The organism is Aurantimonas manganoxydans SI85-9A1 (assembly GCF_000153465.1).
Classification (GTDB): domain Bacteria; phylum Pseudomonadota; class Alphaproteobacteria; order Rhizobiales; family Rhizobiaceae; genus Aurantimonas; species Aurantimonas manganoxydans.
On record NZ_CH672387.1, the window covers coordinates 3,007,006 to 3,027,661 of the forward strand.

At 69.4% G+C, this 20,656-nt stretch carries 16 protein-coding genes; 7 read left to right on the forward strand and 9 right to left on the reverse strand.

All coding sequences use genetic code 11. The annotated features are described in order from the left end of the window. Positions 1-67: 67 nt before the first annotated feature. Positions 68-616, forward strand: coding sequence for a DUF3305 domain-containing protein (locus SI859A1_RS14235; protein WP_244401013.1), 549 nt, complete (start codon positions 68-70; stop codon positions 614-616). Further along, a complete protein-coding gene (locus tag SI859A1_RS14240; RefSeq protein ID WP_009210426.1) occupies positions 609-1,364 on the forward strand; it encodes a DUF3306 domain-containing protein in 756 nt (251 codons plus the stop codon). Before SI859A1_RS14235 ends, SI859A1_RS14240 begins: the two co-directional genes overlap by 8 nt. 12 nt (positions 1,365-1,376) lie before the next feature. Here SI859A1_RS14240 and SI859A1_RS14245 read toward each other — a convergent pair whose 3' ends face one another. Next, entirely contained in the window at positions 1,377-1,667 is a 291-nt protein-coding gene (locus SI859A1_RS14245; protein ID WP_040325846.1) for a DUF3144 domain-containing protein, read from the reverse strand. Between the two features lie 119 nt (positions 1,668-1,786). On the opposite strand from SI859A1_RS14245, the gene SI859A1_RS14250 reads away from it, so the two are divergent. Further along, positions 1,787-2,947 carry an Mrp/NBP35 family ATP-binding protein gene (locus tag SI859A1_RS14250; protein ID WP_009210427.1) on the forward strand — a complete coding sequence of 387 codons (1,161 nt, stop codon included), beginning with the start codon at positions 1,787-1,789 and terminating at the stop codon, positions 2,945-2,947. A 73-nt stretch (positions 2,948-3,020) separates the two neighbouring features. Here the strand turns inward: SI859A1_RS14250 and SI859A1_RS14255 are convergent, their stop codons facing one another. Then, on the reverse strand, positions 3,021-4,277 hold the full coding sequence (locus SI859A1_RS14255; protein WP_009210428.1) for a molybdopterin molybdotransferase MoeA: 1,257 nt from the start codon (positions 4,275-4,277) through the stop codon (positions 3,021-3,023). Positions 4,278-4,437: 160 nt separating this feature from the next. On the opposite strand from SI859A1_RS14255, the gene SI859A1_RS14260 reads away from it, so the two are divergent. Both SI859A1_RS14260 and mobA read left to right on the forward strand, forming a co-directional pair. Beyond that, complete coding sequence (locus SI859A1_RS14260) at positions 4,438-5,331, forward strand: formate dehydrogenase accessory sulfurtransferase FdhD (RefSeq protein ID WP_009210429.1); 894 nt, start codon at positions 4,438-4,440, stop codon at positions 5,329-5,331. Next, positions 5,321-5,950 (forward strand): molybdenum cofactor guanylyltransferase MobA, encoded by a 630-nt coding sequence (gene mobA / locus SI859A1_RS14265; RefSeq protein WP_040325847.1) that lies wholly within the window; start codon positions 5,321-5,323, stop codon positions 5,948-5,950. The genes SI859A1_RS14260 and mobA overlap by 11 nt, the downstream gene beginning before the upstream one ends. 3 nt (positions 5,951-5,953) lie before the next feature. Here mobA and SI859A1_RS14270 read toward each other — a convergent pair whose 3' ends face one another. Both SI859A1_RS14270 and SI859A1_RS14275 read right to left on the reverse strand, forming a co-directional pair. Next, positions 5,954-7,915 carry a molybdopterin biosynthesis protein gene (locus SI859A1_RS14270; protein ID WP_009210431.1) on the reverse strand — a complete coding sequence of 654 codons (1,962 nt, stop codon included), beginning with the start codon at positions 7,913-7,915 and terminating at the stop codon, positions 5,954-5,956. Further along, positions 7,912-9,030 (reverse strand): molybdopterin-binding protein, encoded by a 1,119-nt coding sequence (locus SI859A1_RS14275; protein ID WP_009210432.1) that lies wholly within the window; start codon positions 9,028-9,030, stop codon positions 7,912-7,914. The genes SI859A1_RS14270 and SI859A1_RS14275 overlap by 4 nt, the downstream gene beginning before the upstream one ends. 349 nt (positions 9,031-9,379) lie before the next feature. On the opposite strand from SI859A1_RS14275, the gene putA reads away from it, so the two are divergent. Next, on the forward strand, positions 9,380-13,042 hold the full coding sequence (gene putA, locus SI859A1_RS14280; protein WP_009210433.1) for a bifunctional proline dehydrogenase/L-glutamate gamma-semialdehyde dehydrogenase PutA: 3,663 nt from the start codon (positions 9,380-9,382) through the stop codon (positions 13,040-13,042). A 127-nt stretch (positions 13,043-13,169) separates the two neighbouring features. Then, the gene (locus tag SI859A1_RS14285; RefSeq protein WP_009210434.1) at positions 13,170-14,495 is read left to right on the forward strand and encodes an amidase family protein; all 1,326 of its coding nucleotides are present in this window, start codon (positions 13,170-13,172) and stop codon (positions 14,493-14,495) included. A 39-nt stretch (positions 14,496-14,534) separates the two neighbouring features. On the opposite strand, the gene SI859A1_RS14290 is transcribed toward SI859A1_RS14285, so the two are convergent. The 5 genes from SI859A1_RS14290 to SI859A1_RS14310 form a co-directional block, all read right to left on the reverse strand. After that, positions 14,535-15,701 (reverse strand): amidohydrolase, encoded by a 1,167-nt coding sequence (locus tag SI859A1_RS14290; protein WP_009210435.1) that lies wholly within the window; start codon positions 15,699-15,701, stop codon positions 14,535-14,537. Between the two features lie 10 nt (positions 15,702-15,711). Further along, positions 15,712-16,536: an SDR family NAD(P)-dependent oxidoreductase gene (locus tag SI859A1_RS14295; protein WP_009210436.1), complete on the reverse strand. Its 825-nt coding sequence runs from the start codon at positions 16,534-16,536 to the stop codon at positions 15,712-15,714. A 112-nt stretch (positions 16,537-16,648) separates the two neighbouring features. Next, positions 16,649-16,831 (reverse strand): hypothetical protein, encoded by a 183-nt coding sequence (locus SI859A1_RS14300; RefSeq protein WP_040325850.1) that lies wholly within the window; start codon positions 16,829-16,831, stop codon positions 16,649-16,651. Between the two features lie 143 nt (positions 16,832-16,974). After that, positions 16,975-18,594, reverse strand: a complete 1,620-nt coding sequence (gene ggt / locus SI859A1_RS14305; RefSeq protein WP_009210437.1) for a gamma-glutamyltransferase — start codon at positions 18,592-18,594, stop codon at positions 16,975-16,977. Between the two features lie 29 nt (positions 18,595-18,623). Then, positions 18,624-20,651, reverse strand: coding sequence for an alpha/beta hydrolase domain-containing protein (locus SI859A1_RS14310; RefSeq protein ID WP_009210438.1), 2,028 nt, complete (start codon positions 20,649-20,651; stop codon positions 18,624-18,626). Positions 20,652-20,656 lie beyond the last annotated feature (5 nt).

The following is a 20,656-nucleotide window of genomic DNA, read 5'->3' on the forward strand; positions in this document are numbered from 1 at the left end:
GAATAACACGTTACGCTGTTTATGGCGGGTGAAAAACAAGCTCGCGGACTGCGAAAGGTGCGCCAATTTGGCCCGTGAACTGACGATCATGCTGGGTGTTCTGGCCGAGCGGCGCCGATCCGTCTCGCGCTGGGCGAAGGAGTACTGGATCCCGGTGGGAATCGCCCCGGCATCCGGAGGCCTGACCACCGGCGACGTGATGCTGAGCGACGACGAGCGGACGCGCTATTTCATGGGCGTGCATGCGCTCACCTGCCACGCGGCCGACACCGAGGCCTATGTGCACAATTTCAACAGTCAGGTGCCGGCACTGTTCATCGTGCTGCGCCGCTCCCCGTCGGAAGATGGCCACCCGCTGCCGTGGTTCGTCCATAGCGTCACCGCCTCGCCCTATCTCGCGCAGGATTACGACGACAGCGGCGAAGACATCGTCGAGCGCGTCCCGATGCCTCCGGACATCACCGAGACGCTCAAGGACTTCGTGAACCGCTATCACCAGGAAGAGGAATTCAAGAAGCGGCGGCGCGACAAGCTGGATCTCAAGGACCACAAATTCGGCAAGGACCCGATCTTCCTGCAGCGCGAGAAGCCGGCCGGAGGAAATCTCGATGGCTGACGAAACCGGTGACGACGGCGGCTTCCTGTCGCGCTGGTCGCGGCGCAAGCGCGAGGTCGAGGCGGCCGAAGCCGCCGAAGCGGCGGACGCCCAGACGCCCGACGCCGTCGATCCCGAGGCCGTTGCCCGCGAGGCCGAGGAGCTCGAGCAGAACCGGCTGGCGGCGGAAGCGGTCGACATCGATTCCTTGAAGGCCGGCGACGATTTCGGCCTGTTCATGAAGCGCGGGGTGCCGGAGCTTCTGCGCCGCAAGGCGCTGCGCAAGCTGTGGCGGTCCAATCCGGTCTTCGCCAATCTCGACGGGCTGAACGATTACGACGAGGATTTCCGCAATCCCGCCCACAATCGCTACACCTCGCTGTGGCAGCTCGGACGCGGCTTTCTGAGCACCGAGGAGCAGAGCACCCAGCAGGCGACCGGCCGCCTGACTCGGCCCGAGCCCGAAACGGATGCCGTGTCGGCCGAGGCGGAGGATCAGAGCGAAGCGGGCGCGGTCGCAGACAGTGCGGCAGATGCGCCCGAAGACGTCGCCGTGGCCGAAGACTTGGGGGCCGCGCCGGAGATGGCTGCCGCCGATGCGGGGCCGCAGGCTGCCGGCGACGACGAGCGCCTGATCACGGAGGAGACAGGCCCGCCGATCGCCGTTGCCACGGCTTCCGCGCCGGAGCCCGAGCCGGTCGAGCGGATCGAAAGTCCGGCACAGCCTCCAGCGCGGCGCGTGTCGATCCGCCAGCGCCTGCAGGGTTAGGCCGGCGGCGAATCAGAGATTCGGATCGGCCAGATGATTGCGGAGCATCTCCTTGTAGGTGGCCGCCATCTCTTCGATGTAGACCTCGTGATCCTCCACTTCCCGCACCTTGTTGCCGACGAAGGCGTTGTAGCGGGCGGCGGCGTAGAGAAACGCCATGTGGATGTCGGTCGCCAGAACCTTCTGGTTGGCGCGGTTGGCCACGTCGATGAAGCGGTCCGCCAGCTTCAGGAAGGCGTCCGGATCGAGCGTCGGCGGCGTGCCTGCGGCGCGGCGCTGCTTGCGGTTTCCCTTGGATTCCAAGTCTGCGGGCCTCCGTTCGCGCTGTGAGGTCCGCGCCGATCCGCTCCGGGATCGCGATTGGCCAGGAGCAGCAATTGCCGTAAGAGACGCGGACCCAATTCATAGCAGCGAGAGACCCTTTGGCAATCGACAAGGCAGACATCCTGGAGCAGCTCAAGCGGGTGAAGGGACCGGATCTCACCGGCAACATCGTCGACCTCGGGCTGGTCTCCGACATCTTCGTCGCCGACGGCAAGGTGTTCTTCTCCCTGACCATTCCGGCCGACCGGGCGGAAGAGCTGGAGCCGCTGCGCGCCGCCGCCGAGAAGGCCGCGTCCGGCGTTCCGGGCGTCGAGAAGGCGACCGTCGCGCTCACCGCCGAAGCGACCAAGTCCTCCGCCAAACCCGTACGCCCGGCGCCGAGCCCGTCCCAGGCCGCCGCCGTGCCGCCGCCGATGGCTGGGCGCGCACCGCAGCCTCCCAAGGCGCCCGAGAAGGCCGGCGTACCGGGCATCGGCGCGATCATCGCGGTCGCCTCGGGCAAGGGCGGCGTCGGCAAGTCGACCACCTCCGTCAATCTCGCCCTCGGCCTGCAGGCGAACGGCCTGAAGGTCGGTATCATGGACGCCGACATCTACGGCCCGTCCATGCCGCGGCTCCTGCACATCTCCGGCCGTCCGCAGAACGTCTCGGGCCGGATCATCCGCCCGATGGAAGGCTACGGCCTGAAGGTGATGTCGATGGGCTTCCTCGTCGACGAGGAAACCCCGATGATCTGGCGCGGGCCGATGGTCATCTCGGCGCTGACGCAGATGCTGCGCGAGGTCGAATGGGGCGAACTCGACGTGCTCGTGGTCGACATGCCCCCCGGTACCGGCGACGCCCAGCTCACCATGGCGCAGAACGTGCCGCTGGCCGGCGCGGTCATCGTCTCGACGCCGCAGGATCTGGCGCTGATCGACGCGCGCAAGGGCCTTGCCATGTTCCGCAAGGTGGACGTGCCGATCCTCGGCATCGTCGAGAACATGAGCTATTTCGTCTGCCCCGACTGCGGCGGCCGGCACGACATCTTCGGCCATGGCGGCGCCCGCAAGGAAGCCGAGCGCATCGGCGTGCCGTTCCTCGGCGAAGTGCCGCTGGACATGCAGATCCGCTCGACCTCGGACGGCGGCACGCCCATCGTCATGTCCGAGCCGGACAGCGTGCACTCGAAGACCTATCGGGAGATCGCCCGGACCGCCTGGGAGCGGGTCGGCGAGGAGCGCCGGATGGTCAGCGCGCCGTCGATCGTCTTCGAATAGGCGACCGGTTCAGTATCCGGCGGCCCGGTGATCTGCGCTCCGGGCCGCCGTCGATCCTGCGATCGCTGCCGGTTCAGAACAGGCTGGCATAGGGGATGAAGCCGACGATCTCGCCCGGCGCGACGGCGACGACATCCTCGCCCAGTTCGACCAGGCCGTCGGTGTCGACCAGCGACGACAGGAGGCCCGCCCCCTCGCGCGGGAACTTCTGCACCTCCAGTGTGCCGTCGGCGGCGTGGCGGACGCTCGCGCGGACATATTCGCGCCGGCCGAGTTTCTTCCTGTAGGCAAAAGCCGCCCGCACCGGCGTCGCCACCGTCGCTTCGGGCTCCGCTCCGGCCAGCGCCAGGATTGCCGGGCGGGCGACATGGGCGAAGGTCACGAAACTCGCCACCGGATTGCCCGGCAGGCCGATCAGCGGCGTGCCGTCGATCACCCCCATCGCCACCGGACGGCCCGGCTTGATGGCGATGCGCCAGAACACCATCCGGCCCGTACCCGCGACAGCGTCCTTGACGAAATCCGCCTCACCCGTCGAGACGCCGCCGGAGGTCAGGACCAGATCATGATCCCTCGCCGCGCCGCGCAAGGTCGCCGCGATCGCGTCGCGGTCGTCCGGCAGGATGTTGAGGTCCGAGACCGAGCAGCCGAGGCGCCGCAGCATCGCCATCAGCATGAAACGGTTGGAATCGAAGAGCTGCGACGCGGCGCGTTCGGCGCCCGGCGCGACGATCTCGTTGCCAGTGGAGAAGATCGCCACCCGCACGGGACGGCGAACCGTCAGTTCCACCTGCCCCAGCGCCGCGGCCATGGCGATGTCCTGCGGCAGCAACCGGCGCCCCGAACGCAGCACGATGGCGCCTGTCGCCACATCCTCGCCGGCCGGCCGCATGTTGGCCCCCGGCTTCAGGCCGGCAGGCAGCATCACCGCCCCGTCGGGCTCGACCTGCACATCCTCCTGCATGAAGACGGTATCGGCGCCGCCGGGCATCGGCGCGCCGGTGAAGATGCGCGCGGCCTCGCCGGGCTGAACGTCCTCATCGGAACGCGAGCCGGCCTGGACGCGGCCGGAGACGGAAAAGCGTCGCTCGGCCTCCTGCGGCAGATCGGCGCTGCGGATGGCGTAGCCGTCGACGGCAGAATTGGCGAAGGGCGGCAGCGGCAGCGACGCGACCAGATCGGCGGCAAGGATGCGGCCATCGGCCTCGGCCAGCGGAACGGCCTCGATGCCGGCCAGCGGCTGCAAGCGGGCCGCGATCAGCGCCACGGTCTCGTCGACGGTCATCATCGGCCCGCCGAATGCGAAGCAATCGTCCGAAAGTTGCGCCATCCCCGCACCCGTTCATTGCATCGGCCGCCGCGGTGACCCGCGCGACCGGTCCGGTCCCTATATGAGCGCCGGATCACATTCTACCCTTGCACGACACGCCGGACGCCCGCACACCTTCGGATGCGCCGCCCATGCAACAGCCTATCGACAGGACCCCCCAATGTCAGACACCGACGATCGGCCGACCGTCACGACCATCATGCCGGAGCCCGGCAATCCGCGCCTGACCGAGCGCGTCACCGGGCTCGACCAGACAGGGGCGCAGGTGGCGGTCTCGGTGCCGGTCGAGCGCGCGCTGACGCTCTATCTCAACGCCCAGGAGATCGTCACGATGATGACGATCAACGACTATCCTGAATATCTGGCGCTCGGCTATCTGCTCAACCAGAACATGCTGAAGCCCGACGATGTCGTCACCGGCGTCGATTATGACGACGATCTCGAGGTCGTGGTGGTGCGCACCGAGCGCGGCACCAATTACGAGGATAAGCTGAAGAAGCGCACCCTGACCTCGGGCTGCGCGCAGGGCACGGCCTTCGGCGACCTGATGGAAGCGCTGGACGAGATCGAACTGCCGGCCGCCAGCCTGCACACGTCATGGCTCTACCAACTGGCGAAGACGATCAACACCACCCCGTCGCTCTATCTGGAGGCCGGCGCGATCCATGGCTGCGTCCTTTGCGTGAAGGGCCGGCCGCTCTGCTACATGGAGGATGTCGGCCGCCACAACGCGGTCGACAAGATCGCCGGCTGGATGTTCCGCCACGGGGTCGACCCGGCCGACAAGATCCTCTACACGACCGGCCGCCTGACCTCGGAAATGACCATCAAGACCGTGCGGATGGGCATTCCCATCCTGGTGTCGCGGTCGGGCTTCACCGCCTGGGGCGTGGCGCTGGCGCGGCAGATCGGGCTGACCCTGATCGGCCGGGCCAAGGGCAAGCGCTTCGTGGCGCTGTCGGGCGCCGAGCGCATCGTCTTCGACCAGGATCTCGCGACGGTGGACGACGAACCGAAGCGCAGCAGACGCAAGGGCGCAGACCATGACAGCTGACATTGCCGCGCCGATCGGCGTGATCCTCGCAGGTGGCCTTGCCCGACGCATGGGCGGCGGCGACAAGCCGATGCGCACCATTGCCGGCCGGCCGATTCTCGCCCATGTGATCCACCGCTTCGCGCCGCAATGCGCCGGGGTGATCCTCAATGCCAATGGCGATCCGGAGCGGTTCTCCGGCTTCGACCTGCCGGTGGTGGCGGACAATGTCGAGGGCCATCCCGGCCCCCTCGCCGGCATCCTCGCGGCGCTCGACTGGACGGCGGAACACCGGCCCGATGCGAAGTGGGTCGTCAGCGTCGCCGGAGACTGCCCGTTCCTGCCACGCGATCTCGTGGCGCGGCTGGGTGCAGCGCGCGATGCCGAGGACGCCGACCTTGCCGTCGCCGCGTCGGGCGAGCGCACCCATCCGCCCATCGGCCTGTGGAAGGTCGCCCTGCGCGGCGCCCTTCGCGAGGCGCTGGTCGGCGAGGAACTGCGCAAGATCGATCGCTGGACGGCACGCTACAGGCTGGCGACCGTCTCCTGGCCGGCCGAGCCGGTCGACCCGTTCTTCAATGCCAATACGGTGGAGGATCTCGCCGACGCCGAGGCGCTGGCGCAGCAGACCGCCGACTGAGCGTCAGGCCGGCCGGAACCCCGCCTGCGCAAGGGCATCCCGCACATCGGGGGACTTCAGCGCGGCCAGGAAATCCTGCACCGCGGGCCGGTCCCGCCGCGCCGTCACCAGCGCGAAATCGTAGGATTCCTCGGCCAGCGGCAGGAAGCCGAGACCGGCCGCCTTCGCCACCGGCGCGATGGTCACGCCCCAGTCCGCCCGGCCCTGAATTACGGCCGCTGCGACCGCGTTGTGGGATTTCGGCTGGTTCCAGTAGCCGTCCGGCCGTGCCGTGCCGATGAGCCGGTCGATCAGGATGCGCGTTCCAGCGCCCTGGTTGCGGTTGACCATCAGGCAGTCCGGATCGGCCAGCGCCGCCGCGACCGCATCGTCCGCCGAGCGGCCGGCAAAGCGTGGATCGCCGTCCCTGAAGACGATGCCCTGCATCCGCCGCCAGCCCGGCACGAGCTCCAGCCCCTCGGTCAGGAAGGGCGCGTTGTAGCTCTCGGTGCGCGGGTCGAAGAGGTGGATCGGCGCCAGATCGCATTCGCCGCGCTTGGCTGCCGCGAGCCCGCCCAGACTGCCGACCGCGAGCGTGCGCACCGCCCGCCCCTTATGTGCCAGCGGTGCCAGCACCCGGTCGAGCCCGGTGCAATGGCTGCCGATGATGACGAGATCGGGGATCCGCAGCGACGGCGTGAACAAGGTGACGGACGCTTCGGTCCCGGCCGGCAGATGATCGGCCAGCGCCTCGATGCGCAGGAAGCCGTCGGCCTGGGTGAAGGAGGTGATCGCGCCCGAGCCCTTGCCTGTGGGATAGGCGATCAGTCCGTCCTCGCTTTGGACCAGCGACACCATGGCGAATTCGGTGCGGCCGAGTTCGGAGGGTATGCGCAGCGGGATGTGCGCCGTCACCTGCGTCTCCGCCCGCGGCGGCAGGCCGCCCATGCGGCGCAGGACCGGCACGACCATGTCGTGGAAGGTGAACATCGCCGAGGTCGGAAAGCCCGGCAGGATGACCACCGGCTTGCCGTCGCAGACGGCGAGGCACAAGGGTTTGCCCGGCTTCAGCGCGACGCCGTGGGCGACGATGCCCGGCGCGCCGAGGCGGTCGATGATACGGTGGCTGACATCGCCGGCGCCCTTGGAGGTGCCGCCGGACAGGACCACCATGTCATTGTCCGCCAGCGCCGTCCGCAGCACGGCCTCGAGCCCGGCCTCGTCGTCGGGAAAGGCGCCGAGACGCGCCACGTCGCCGCCATTCTCGCTGATCGCCGCCGCGACGATCGCACCATTGGTGTCGTAGACCGAGGCTGGCCCCAGCGGTTCGCCCGGCTGCACCAGTTCGTCGCCGGTCGACAGTACCGCCACGCGGACCCGGCGTGTCACGGGGATTTCGGGGATGCCGCTGGCGGCCAGCATGCCGATCTCGCGCGAGCCCATGACGGTGCCGGCGCGCAGCAGCAATTCGCCGGCGGCCATGTCCGAACCGGCATGGGAGACGAACTGGCCCGGCGCCGCCGGACGCCTGATCTCCACGCCCCCATCGCCGGCCGGTTCGGTATGCTCGACCATCACGACCGCGTCGGCGCCGCGCGGCACCACGCCGCCGGTGGCGATCGGCGTCGCCGTCCCCGGCGCGACCGGCAGGGTCGGGGCGACGCCGCAAGCCAGCGTTTCGGCATTCAGGGACAACCGCACGGGCCGGCCCTGCCCGCTCGCCGCGACATCCGCGGCACGCAGGGCAAAGCCGTCGACATTCGCCCGGTCGAAGGGCGGCACGTCGATGGGCGAGAGGATGTCGGTCGCCGAGACGCGCCCCAGCGCGTCACCCAGCGCGACGGTCTCGCGAGGCAGGGGCCGCGGAAACAGCGCCGCCTCGAAGCGCAGCAACGCCTCTTCCCGCGACAGGATCGACAGGAATTGCTGCTGGTCGAGGCCCGGCTTCGCCGTCTCGGCGGGCGCGTCGCGGGGATCGGTGGTCATGGCGCCTCGTTGAGGAGTGAGCCGAACAGCATACTGCCAGCGGCATGGCCTTCGCTGGAGGCCGGCATGAGGCACCAGGCATCGGCGGCGGCCATCTCGGCGAGCGGAAGGGCGCCGCATGCGAGCGGCGTCCAGTCATCGTCCGAGCGCTTCAGGAGAGCGAGTTCCACCATGCCGATGGCCGAGGATATCTTGTGGGTCAGCGCGCGCGCAACCATCGGCCGCGGGCGGGTACCGGCAAGGCGCGCCAGCAGCGTCTCCCCGAGCGCAAGCCACACGGCCATGGCCTGATCCGGCTGTCCCGGCAGCGCGATGACCGGCACTCGGTCAATCCGGCCGATGGCTGCGGTCCGCCCGGGGCGAAGCGCAAGCCCGTGGGCGTGAAGCGCGCCGGCGCGGCCGAGTGCCGTGGGCGTGGCGTCGTCATGGCCGGCGCCGGTACCGCCGATGACGACCACCAGATCCACCGCTCCCGTCATGGCAACGGCGATGGACGCCGCGTCGCGCTCGGTCGTCACCCGTATCGTCTCGGCCCCCGCCGCCACCGCCCGTGCGGCGATCAGATCGGCCGTCAGTCCGACGCCGTCGGATGAGAGGTTCACGAGCCGCAGGCGTGGCCGGCGGACCGGCAGGGTCGCAAGGCCGAGGGCTTGCGCGCAGGCGATATCGAACGCCGAAATCCGCCGCCCCGGCCGCAACAGGCCGGCACCGGTGGCGATATCGTCGCCGGCGCGCCGCACGCCCTCGCCGGGTATGGCCTCGCAGGTCGCCTGCGCGAAGGGGCCGTCCACCTCCACCCATTCGGCGTCCACGACGCAGTCGCAGCCCTCCGGCATCGGCGCGCCGACCGCAATCCGGCTCGGCGGTACGGCCAACATCGCCGGCGCATAGGACGACGCGCCGACGAGGTCGGCGGAGGCCAGTGCCCAGCCATCCAGCGCCGCCTCGTCGCGGTCCGGCACGGCGCGCGGGGCCGGCACCGCGTTGGCCGCGATCAGGCCTGACGCACCGGCCAGCGCCATGTCGATGGGTGCCACGGCCTCCATGCCATCCAGCAGCCATGCCGTGACGGTCTCGACATCGGCCAGCGATCCGCCCGGTCCCCGAACCGTCATGCGCCGTGACCGCGGGAGGCTGCGCGCAGGCCGGCCCGCGCGCGACGGGATGTCGACTCGCTGGCGGACAAGCGATCCCGGGCGCGCGCCGGCGTCGGGGTGTGGAGGGAGATCATCGGATATGGCACGTCGTTGTCATGTCGCGGCGGCAGCCTGCGAGAAGATTACCGTCTTTGCCGGGTCGGGCAAACCCGTGAACCGCGCGGGGATCTGCATCTTGCACTGCACAACAGGCGGTGCGCCCCTCCCTTGTTTCCGCTATGGCGGTCGTGCAGTCTCGTCCAAACCCCATTCACGCCGCTGTCCAGCACTCGTTGCGCGCGCGTCTGTCAGCCAAGCCAGGTGACGCATGACTCCAGAAACGACCGCCGCCCTTCGTGGCACCGGTGACCGTGACGCCGTGCGGCAGCGCTATGGCGAGGACGAGGCCATTGTGGTGAAGGATCTGGCCGCCCGGATCAGCCTGAGCGAGACCGACCGCGCCGCCATCAGTGCCGCCGGCGCCGACATCGTCCGGCGGGTGCGCCGCGAGACGTCCCCCAGCATGATGGAAAGCTTCCTCGCCGAATACGGCCTGTCCACCGAGGAAGGGGTCGGCCTGATGTGCCTCGCCGAGGCGCTCTTGCGCGTTCCCGATGCCGAGACTGTCGACGAACTCATCCAGGACAAGATCGAGCCCTCCGACTGGGGCGCGCATCTCGGCCACTCCTCCTCCTCGCTGGTCAATGCCTCGACCTGGGCACTGATGCTGACCGGGCGGATTCTCGACGACGATCCGAGCCGCCCCGCCGCGGCCTTGCGCGGCCTCGTACGCCGGGTCGGCGAGCCGGTCGTGCGCCGCGCCGTCGCCCAGTCCATGCGGCTTCTGGGACGGCAGTTCGTGCTTGGCCAGACCATCGAGGAAGGCATGCGCAACGCCCGCGAGCGCGAGCGCCAGGGCTATACCTATTCCTACGACATGCTCGGCGAGGCGGCCCGGACCGAGGCCGACGCGCTGCGCTATCTCAAATCCTATTCCGATGCGATCGCCTCCATCGCAAAGGCCGCCAAGGGCGACGTGCGCTCCAATCCGGGCATCTCGGTCAAGCTGTCGGCGCTGCATCCGCGCTACGAGACCACCCATCGCGACACGGTGATGGCGACGCTGGTGCCGCGGGCGCTGGAACTCGCCCGGCAGGCGGCGAAGGCCAATATCGGCTTCAACATCGACGCCGAGGAGCAGGACCGGCTGGACCTGTCGCTCGACATCATCGAGGCGGTACTGTCGGATGAGAGCCTCAAGGGCTGGGACGGCTTCGGCGTCGTCGTCCAGGCCTATGGCCGGCGCGCCGTGCCGGTCATCGAATATCTCGACACGCTGGCGCGCCGGCTGGACCGGCGGATCATGGTGCGGCTGGTCAAGGGCGCCTACTGGGACACCGAGATCAAGCTCGCCCAGGAGATGGGCACGCACACCTTCCCGGTCTTCACCCGCAAGGTGAACACCGATCTCAGCTACATGGCCTGCGCCCAGATGCTGCTCGACCGGCGCGACCGGATCTACCCGCAATTTGCCACCCACAACGCCCATACCTGCGCCGCCATCCTGAAGATGGCCGGCAATGATCGCGACAGCTTCGAATTCCAGCGCCTCCACGGCATGGGCGAATCGCTTCATGATATCGTCCACCGACAGAACGACACGCGTTGCCGCATCTATGCGCCGGTCGGGGCGCATCGCGACCTTCTCGCCTATCTGGTGCGGCGGCTCCTGGAGAACGGCGCCAACAGCTCCTTCGTCAACCAGATCGTCAACGAGGCCATTGCGCCGGAAAACATCGCCCGCGACCCGCTGTCCGAGGTCGAGGCGCTGGGCGAAGCCATCGCCAATCCGACGATCCGCACCCCGGCCGAACTCTTCGCGCCCGAACGGCGGAACTCGAAGGGCTTCCGGGTCAACGAACCCGCCTCGATCACCCCGCTGATCGAGGCCCGGCAGGCCTTTGCCGACGCGGTCTGGACCGCCCGGCCGATGCTGGCCGACGATCTTCCGGTCTCCGGCGAAGGTCGCGCGGCCACTTCGCCGGCCGATCCGGGCCGACGGGTCGGCACGGTGCATGAGGCCAGCGTCAAGGACGTTCACCGGGCACTCGCCGCCGCCGAGGCGGGCTTTGCCGCCTGGTCCGCCGTTCCCGTGGCCGAGCGCGCCACCACCCTGCGCGCCATCGCCGATCTCTACGAAGCCAACATCGCCGAGCTGACCGTGATCGCCACCCGCGAGGCCGGCAAGACGCTGGCCGACGGCATCGCCGAGATCCGCGAGGCTGTCGATTTCCTGCGCTACTACGCCGACGAGGCCGAGCGTCTCGAGGTCGAGGAGCCCGGCACGCCGCGCGGCATCTTCGTCTGCATCAGCCCGTGGAACTTTCCGCTGGCGATCTTCACCGGCCAGATCGCCGCGGCGCTCGCCGCCGGCAACGCCGTCCTCGCCAAGCCGGCCGAGCAGACGCCGCTGATCGCCACCCGCGCGGTCGAACTGATGCGCGAGGCCGGCCTTCCCGCCGCAGCGCTGCAATTGCTGCCCGGCGACGGTCCGAATGTCGGTGGCCTGCTGACCTCCGACAGGCGGATCGCCGGCGTCTGCTTCACCGGCTCCACCGAAGTCGCGCAGATCATCCACAAGGCGCTGGCTGCCAATGCCGGCCCCGATGCGGTGCTGATCGCCGAGACCGGCGGGCTGAACGCCATGATCGTCGATTCCACTGCCCTCACCGAGCAGGCGGTGCGCGACATCCTCATCGCCTCCTTCCAGAGCGCCGGCCAGCGCTGCTCGGCGCTGCGCATGCTCTACGTGCAGGAGGACGCGCGCGACCGGCTGCTGCACATGCTGGAGGGGGCGATGGACGCCCTCGTGGTGGGCGATCCGTGGCGGATCGACACCGACGTGTCGCCGGTGATCGATGCCGACGCCCGCGACGACATCGCCGGCTATATCGCAAGCCGCAAGGCTGCCGGCCAGGCGCTGAAGACCCTGCCGGTGCCGCAGGACGGGCTCTATGCCGCGCCCTCGGTGGTCAGCGTCGGCGGCATCGACGACCTCGAACGCGAGGTGTTCGGGCCGGTGCTGCATGTGGCGACCTTCAAGGCCCGCGAGATCGACGGGGTCGTCGATGCCATCAATGCGCGCGGCTACGGCCTGACCTTCGGCCTGCACACCCGGATCGATGACCGGGTGCAGCAGATCGTCGAGCGCATCCAGGTCGGCAACACCTATGTGAACCGCAACCAGATCGGCGCTATCGTCGGCTCGCAGCCCTTCGGCGGCGAAGGCCTGTCGGGCACCGGACCGAAGGCGGGCGGACCGTTCTACGTCGCCCGCTTCCGCCGGACCGAGCCCGCCGAGGACCTGCCGGCACCCGCACCGCCGGATATTCCCGCCGCGACGGTCGCCGAGGCCATCGCCAGGCTCGACGCCCGCAACTGGGCGGCCCGCGGCGACCGCGTCGCGGTGCTGCGCCGGGCGCTCTCCGGCAAGGGCGGCATTATCCGCCGCGCATGTTCGGCGGTCGGCGCCTTCGATCCGGGTCCCTTCACGCTGCCGGGGCCGACGGGCGAGAGTAACCGGCTGAGCCTCTATCCGAGGGGCACCGTCCTCTGCCTCGGCCCGACGGCGGAGATCGCCCTCGCGCAGGCAGTGCAGGCGCTGTCCGCTGGCTGTGCGGTCATCATCGTGGCACCCGGCGCCGCAGCCCTTGCCGGGCCGGTGATCGCTGCCGGTGCCCCGCTCGCCGTGTTCGACGGCACGCTGGCGCCGGGAGACCTCGAACATCTTGACGGCATCGACGTGGTCGCCGCCGCCGGCCGCTCGGACTGGACCTGGGCGCTGCGCAACGCGCTGGCCGCCCGCAAGGGCGCGATCATCCCGCTCGAGACCGCGATCATCGGGCCAAGCCGCTATGTCGTCGAACGGCATCTGTGCATCGACACGACGGCGGCCGGCGGCAATGCCAGCCTGCTCGCCGCGGCCGAATAACCATCGACGCAACCGGCACGGCGGCACCCCGTCGCCCGCCGCCCTATCTGCCGGAACGCCACGCGCCCCTGTCGGCGACAGGCAGTCTCCGGTGCCATGGAACGGCCATTGGCCGTCAGACGAGGAAATGCCCGTGAACCAGTTTTCGCCCCTGCGCCGCGCCTCCGGGCGCCTGACCTTCCGCGCCGCCGATCATGCATCCCAGGCCATCGGCCGGGTTCTTGATCTCGACGAGGATGTCGCCGGCCGCATCTTCACCCGCTTCGACGCCGGGCGCATCGTCGCCGAGGCCGAGGCGCTGGACCGGGACCCGGCGCGCCTCGCCGGGCCGCTGGCCGGTCTTCTCGCGGCGATCAAGGATCTGTTCGACGAGGAGGGCGAGGTCACGACCTCCGGCTCCGTCCACTTCGCGGGCAATGCTCCGGCAACGCGCGACGCCGTCGCCGTGGAGCGGCTACGGGCGGCCGGCGCCATCGGCTGCGGCCGCACCAACATGTCGGAATTCGCCTATTCCGGCGTCGGCCTCAACCCGCATTACGGCACGCCGCCCAACAGCCACGATCCCGAGCGCATTCCCGGCGGTTCGACCTCGGGCGGCGCGATCGCGGTGGCCTTCGGCATCGCCGATTTCGCGCTGGGCTCCGACACTGGCGGTTCGGTGCGCATCCCCGCCGCCTTCAACGCGCTGGCCGGTTTCAAGCCGACCCAGGCGGCCGTCCCGCTCGACGGCGCCTCGCCGCTGTCGGGCACCTATGACAGCGTCGGCCCGCTGGCGCTCGACATCGCCACCTGCGCGGCGGTCCATGCGGTGCTGTCCGGCGAAGACCGGCCGGCACCGACGACAGGCGACAAGCCGCTGCGGCTGGGCGTGATGCGCACGCTCCTGACCGACGACATGGACAAGCAGGTCAAGGCCGATTTCGAGGCCGCGCTGAAGGCGCTGCGCGACGAAGGCATCGAACTGGTCGATGTGGAACTGGCCGAGATCGCCCAGGCGGGCGCGGTGAACCGCATCCTCGTCGCCAGTGACGCCCACGCCATCCATCGCGGCTATCTCGACGCGCTGGAGACGGCCGGCGATCCCCGCGTTCTCAAGCGCATCCGGGCCGCCGAGAGCTTCGGCCCCGGCGAGGCCGCCGCGGCCCGGCAGACCCGCGCCGAGGCGATCGTCGCCTTTGCCGATCTCGCCGACGGCTTCGACGCGATCATCGCGCCGACCGTTCCGATCGTGCCGCCGCTGCTCGAAGAGGTCGAGGACGATTTCGACCGGCTCAATGCGCTGGTCCTGCGCAACCCGTCGACCATCAACTTCCTCGACGGCTGCGCCGCGACGGTGCCGATGCACCGCTCCGGTGAGCTGCCGACCGGCCTGACGATCTTCGGCCCCGGCGGACGCGACTGGCATGTGCTCGACGTGGCCGAAGAGGTCGAGGCCATCGTCGGCGACCGCTGAATTCGTCGCGGCGGCCGGTTCGTTCCGGCCGCCGCGTCTTCATCCGAGAACTTTGCGGATGGCGCGCAGGAAGATGCGGGCGCCGAGTCCGATCAATTCGTCCGGAAAGTCGTATTGCGGCGTGTGCAGGCCGGAATGGTCTTCGCCCGATCCGAGCAGAAACATCGCCGAACGGGCCTTTGCGCCGAACCGTCCGAAATCCTCCGATGCGCGCGTGGGCAGAAGGCTGGTGTCGTGGGGCACGCCCTCCTCGTCCAGCGCCCGGCGCAGGATGGCGGTTGCCTCGCCGTCATTGACGCAATGGGCGAAGACGTCGTCGTAGCGGATCGCGACACCGAGGCCGGACCTCTCCGCAGCGTCCCGCACCAGCGCCTCGGCGCGGGCCACGAGATCGCCCATGCGGGCGTCGGTGAGGGTCCGCAGCGTCGCCCAGAGCTCGGCCGTGCCTGGCGCGATGCCGGCTTCGCGTTCGCCCATCGACGCATGGGTGATCGTCACCAGCGAGAAATCCGCGTCGAGGTCGCCGCCGCAGCCGAGCGCCGTCAGGCCGGGCATGAGCTCGCAAAGCGCGGTCATCGGCGAGCGCCCCTGATCGGGCGAAGAGGCATGCGCCGTCGTGCCCGACAGTGCGATCTGCAGGCTGCGCGAGGCACAGTTCGCCGGCCCCTCGATCAGCGCCGCCCGGCCGCGGGCGATCCCCGGCATGTTGTGCAGGGCGATGGCGATGTCCGGCGCAATGGCGTCGAAGGCCGGGTCGGCCAGCACCGCCGCCGCGCCGCTGCCGTCTTCCTCGGCCGGCTGGAACAGCAGGACCGCGCGGCCTTGGCCCGGACGCTCCCGGCCGAGCGCCAGCGCAACGCCCGCCAGCGTTGCCATATGGCCGTCATGACCGCAGAGATGCGACGTACCCGGCCGCGTCGAGCGCCAGGCACGGTCCGACTTCTGTTCGATCGGCAGGGCGTCCAGTTCGGCACGGACCATCAGCGTGGGGCCCGGCTCACCACTGTCGTAGACCGCGGCCACACCGTGACCGCCAAGGCTCGTCACCAGCCTGTCGGGCCCGGTTTCGCCGAGGAAGGCGGCCACCCGGCGCGCGGTCTCGGCCTCCTCTCCGGAGACCTCCGGTTCCCGGTGCAGCGCGTGGCGCAGGTCGCGCAGCACGCCGAGATCGGCGGCAGACAGGAGCCGCTCGGCGACCTTCTCCATCACCCGTTCCTCAGCTGTTGCGAGCGTTGCCGCGCAGGGTCGGCAGGCCGATGCCCGTCGCCCCGAAGCCGCCATCGACGCCGAGAATCTGGCCGGTGATGTAGCTCGCGCGATCACTGCAGAGGAAGAAGATCGCTTCGGCGATTTCCTCTTCCAGACCGTAGCGGTTGAGCGGGACCGTATCGTGGTAGTCGGCGCGGATGGCGGGGCTGTGCACCGCCTTGGCCATGGCCGTGTCGACCGGCCCCGGCGCCACCGCATTGACGCGGATGCCGAGCTCCGCCAGTTCCACCGCCTGCTGCTTGGTGAGATGGGCGAGACCGGCCTTGCTGGTGCCGTAGGCGACGCGGAGCGTCGAGGCGCGCATGCCGGAGATCGACGTGATGTTGACCACGCTGCCGCCGCCGGTCTCCGCCATGATCGGCGCGGCCTTCTGGGTGCACAGGAACGGCCCGCCGAGATTGACCGCCAGCGAGCGCTGCCAGTCCTCGAACGAGGTCTCGAGCATCGGCTTGAAGACAGCGATGCCGGCGTTGTTCACGAGGGAATCGAGCCGGCCGAAGCGCTGGATCACCGAATCGAGCGCGGCAGCAACCGCATCGGGGTCGGCAACGTCGCAGGTGACGGCGAGCGTGCGGTCCGGCCGGCCGAGCTCCGCGACCGCGGCCTCAAGCGTCTCGCCGTCGATGTCGAGCAGAGCGACCTGCCAGCCTTCGGCCAGAAACCGTCTGGCAGTCGCCAGCCCGATGCCGCGTCCCGCGCCCGTGATCAACGCGACCTTGTCCTGATGCTCCAACGCTCTGCCCTCCCCAGATGAAATTTCCAAGGCAGACATACCGTTGCGGCGCGTCCATGGCGAGGGCCGGCGACGCCGCCCGGCCGAAGCCCGCACGCCGCCGCGCGGATTGCGGCGTCAGCTGTCAGGGATGTTGAGTGGGAATGACCGCCTAGCGACCGTGGGCTATCTGCTTGGGCCATTCGACGCGATCACAGCCCCAGCCAGCGTCCTCGTGTTCGAGCCCGGCCTTGGCGTAGAGACTGTCGATGCTCTCGACGAGCGACTGCTCGATCGCTTCTGCTTCGGTGATGTGGCCGCGCTCCAAAGCGCTCACGATCTCGGATGCCAGCATGTCACGATCTTTCGTTTGTTACTTGTGTGCCAACGCGGCACATGCCGGCCGGTTCCGAAGAAATCCTCCGTTCGGTCATGTCACGTGCCGCTGCGGCATCCGGCCCCGGCCGGACCCGGTTCCGGCACTGCCGGGCGAAGGCTTCAGCGAAGGCCGTAGGCCACTCCGTCGCGGCCCGGATCGGCGGCGCCTTCCATCGTGCCGTCGGGGCGGATTCCGACGGCATGGACCCAGCCGATCGTATGTCCGTACGGATTGCGGATCACCTCGTAGCCCTCGCTCTCCAGCTCGCGGGCGATGGAGCGCCGGATGCGATTGGAGACGTCGATGGGATTGCCGGTCGAGGAAAAGCGCGGCGCGGCCACCGCTTCGCCCACGGACATGCCGAAATCGACGACGTTGAGGATGGTCTGCAGGACGCCCATGACGATCTGGGTGCCGCCGGGCGCGCCCAGAACCAGTTCCGGACGGTCACCATCGAAGACGATGGTCGGGCACATGGCGCTGAAGCGCGACTTGCCGGGCGCGATGCTGCCGGCGCGGCCGGGGCGCGGGTCGAAGACGCCCATGCAGCCATTGTAGAGGAAGCCCAGCCCGTCGGTAATGACGCCGGACGGCATGCCCAGCGAGTGGGTCATGGAGACGCAATTGCCGTCGCCATCGACCACCGACAGATGGGTCGTGTTGACCGGCACCGCATTCGGCGCCTGAAGCCGCGGTACCTCGGCGCGCACGCCGGCGCGGATCTCGCCCGCCAGTTCGCGCGCATAGGCCTTGTCGGTCAGATACGCCAGCGGCACGTCGAGGAAGCGGGGATCGCCGACATGGCGGTCCTTGTCGATGGTGGCGCGCTTCATCGCCTCGCAGACGGTGCGGATGTAGTCCGGCGAATTGTGCCCGAGCCCGGCGAGGTCGAAATTCTCCAGGATGTTCAGCATTTCGACCAGCATCACGCCGCCGCCCGGCGGCTGATTGGTGGTGATGCGGCGGCCGCGATAGCTGGCGGTCAGCGGTGCTTTGCGCTGCGGGGAATAGTCGCTGAGATCGTCGCCCGACAGCAGCGCGCCGTTGGCGGCCATGTCGGCGGCGATGCGGGCACCGATCTCGCCGGTGTAGAAATCCTCCGCGCCGTGTTCGGCGATCCGCCGCAGGGTCGCGGCGTAGTCGGGATTGCGGATCGGCTCGCCGACCGTCAGCGGCGTGCCGTCGGGGCGGCAGTAGAGTTCGCGCCCGGTGGCGCTGAAGGCGAGGCGCTCGGCCGTCGCCGCGCGGCCCATCTTGGAGCCCTCCATGAAGAAGGTGTACATGGCCGGGCGCACGAAGAAGCCGTTCTCAGCCCACTCGACCGCCGGCTGCAGGATGGTCTCCCAGGACAGGCGGCCATGGGCCCGATGCACCTCTTCGTAGGCGCGCAACGCCGCCGGAACGCAGATCGCGCCATAGCCGAGATCGTTGACCCGGTCCTTCAGGACGAAGCCGAAGCCGTCGCGCGTCTCGCCCTCGACGCGATCTTCCCACATGTCCGGGCGGGCGGCCTTCGGTGCCGGGGCGTGGAAGTCGAGATATTCGTGCAGCCCCTTCCCTGGCATGTAGAGGCCGAGACTGCCGAAGCCGGCGATGCCGCACATCAGCGGATCGACGACCGTCTGGGCGAGCGCGCAGGCGATCGCCGCATCGACGGCATTGCCGCCCTTTTCCAGCATCTCGATGCCGGATTCGGCCGCTTCGGGCTGCGGACAGACGACCATCGCCTGAGACTGCATGCTGTCGCTCCTGTCGGGGATCGGAAAGGTCAGAGACGCACGAGGTGGCGCGGCCGGCCCCATTCGCCGGCATCGGCGACCGCGCGGGAGACGTCCTCGCGCAGCATCAGCCCGTCGGCGACCAGCGCCTCCGCGGCCTGGCGGATCGCCGCCACATAGCCGTCGGCGGTGCCGTAGCGGGCAAGGACCGAGCGCCTCGGATCGCCGGTCTGGCCGCGTTCGTCCTCGCTGTCGGGAAACGGAATGTAGCTGCCGGTGATGCCGACCATGGCGCCATGGCCGACGTCACGGCGACGCACGCTCCAGCCGGTATAGGTGCCGAGCGGCGCCTGGACCATCGGCGCGCGGATGCCGGCCAGATCGTTGCCGTCGCCGTCGACGGCCGGCACCTGCACCGGGTAGCACTCGCCGGCCAGGATCTCCGGCGGCTCGTTGGCGATCAGCCCCGCATCGATGTCGGGTCCGAAATCGAGCCGTTCCAGCTTGCTCGGGCCACGCGGCAGGGCGACGCCGGGAATATGCGGGAACGCGGCCCGCCACATGTCCTCGGCGACCAGCGTGCCGTCGCCGCGCGCCGGAATGCGGCTTGCCGGCGGCGGCGTGCCTTCGCTCGCCCAGGCGTCGAGATTGTCGAGCCCGGCGCGAAACAGCATCGAGGTGGCGACGACGTTGAAGCATTCCTGCGCCAGCCCCTTGGCGGGCGCGTCGACGAGGGGCGAGGCGTAATGCTGGGAACTCGCCCACAGATACACCCGGACATTGTCCGGCTGGGGCAAGTCGCGGCCCTTGGTGTCGGTGTGCACCAGCGAGGCCCGGCGATGCCAGTATTCGCAGGCGGTGTCCGTATGGATGACCAGCGGATCGGTGTCCGGCCGCGTGAGGATGGCGTCCTCGCAGCCCGTATAGTGATCGGTGGACATCGCATAGGAAAAGGGGAAGCGATCGGCCGGCGAGAAATGGTTCTCGTGTTCCTGGCCCGGCAGCAGCACCAGATTGGCGAAGCGGTGGTTCATCCACATCTTGCCGGCCCCGGCGACGTGCGGCATCACGCCGTCGAAGACCTTGCGGTTCTTCGCGCCGGCGTTGAAGCCGAGATACAGGAAGTCGCGGATGCAGCGCCCGGTCTGGGAGCGGCCCCAGGCATAGGCCTTCTCGACGCCGATGCCGTTGTCGCGCAGGGGATTGGCCTGCCCGCTGGCGGTCGTCTCCCCGTGCTTCAGGAAGCTGACGAAGTCGCGCACCGCAACATGACCGACGCCGAGAACCAGCGGGTCGCGCGCCTCGTAGACGATCTCGTAGATCCAGCCGGCCTCGAAGCCGTCGGGCAGGAAGACATGGCTGTCGGAGGCGATGATCGCCTCTTCCATGCCTTGGTTGTCGACGCCGCCACCGCTCTCGATGCGGGCAAATGCCCAGGCATCGGCCGGGATCTCCTCGCGCACGCTTTGGGCGTAGCGCCGGCGGGTCAGCCGCGCGGTGCGGGTGTCGAGCGAGACGGTGGGATAGCTGCGCGTCGAGACCAGCGAACTCAGCGGAAACACCCGCGTGCCGGGCTCCACCGCGATGAACTCCGAGCGGGTCCGGCCGGTGATCGGACGGCCGTTCTCGCTCGCCACCGGTGCATCGAGCAGCATGCGGCCATTGCCGGGCAACAGATCGCCCTGCCAGGCGAGCCAGCCGACCGAATAGCCGCGCCGCATCAGGAAGCCGTTGCCGGCATCGGCGCGGCTGCGCGGGTCGTTGGTCGGCGGGGCGTCGTTGAAGAACTGCAGCGCGCGCTTGTTGCCGCGATTGCCGTAGTCGAAGAACAGCCGGCGATTGCCGCGCGACAGATCGACCGGCTTGAGGATGCAGAAATCCGCCTCGAAGACGACGCGGCCGTCGGCATCGACGGGGGCAAGGCCGATATCGGTGACGACGCGCTGGGCCTCGGCCGCGGGATCGACCCGGAAGATCATCCGGCCGGACAGCCGCTCGTAGGAACCCGCGGCGCCGAAGCTCTCGCCCTCCGCGAAGAGGCAGCGCTCGTCCAGCCGGTAATCGATCTCGGAATCCATATGCG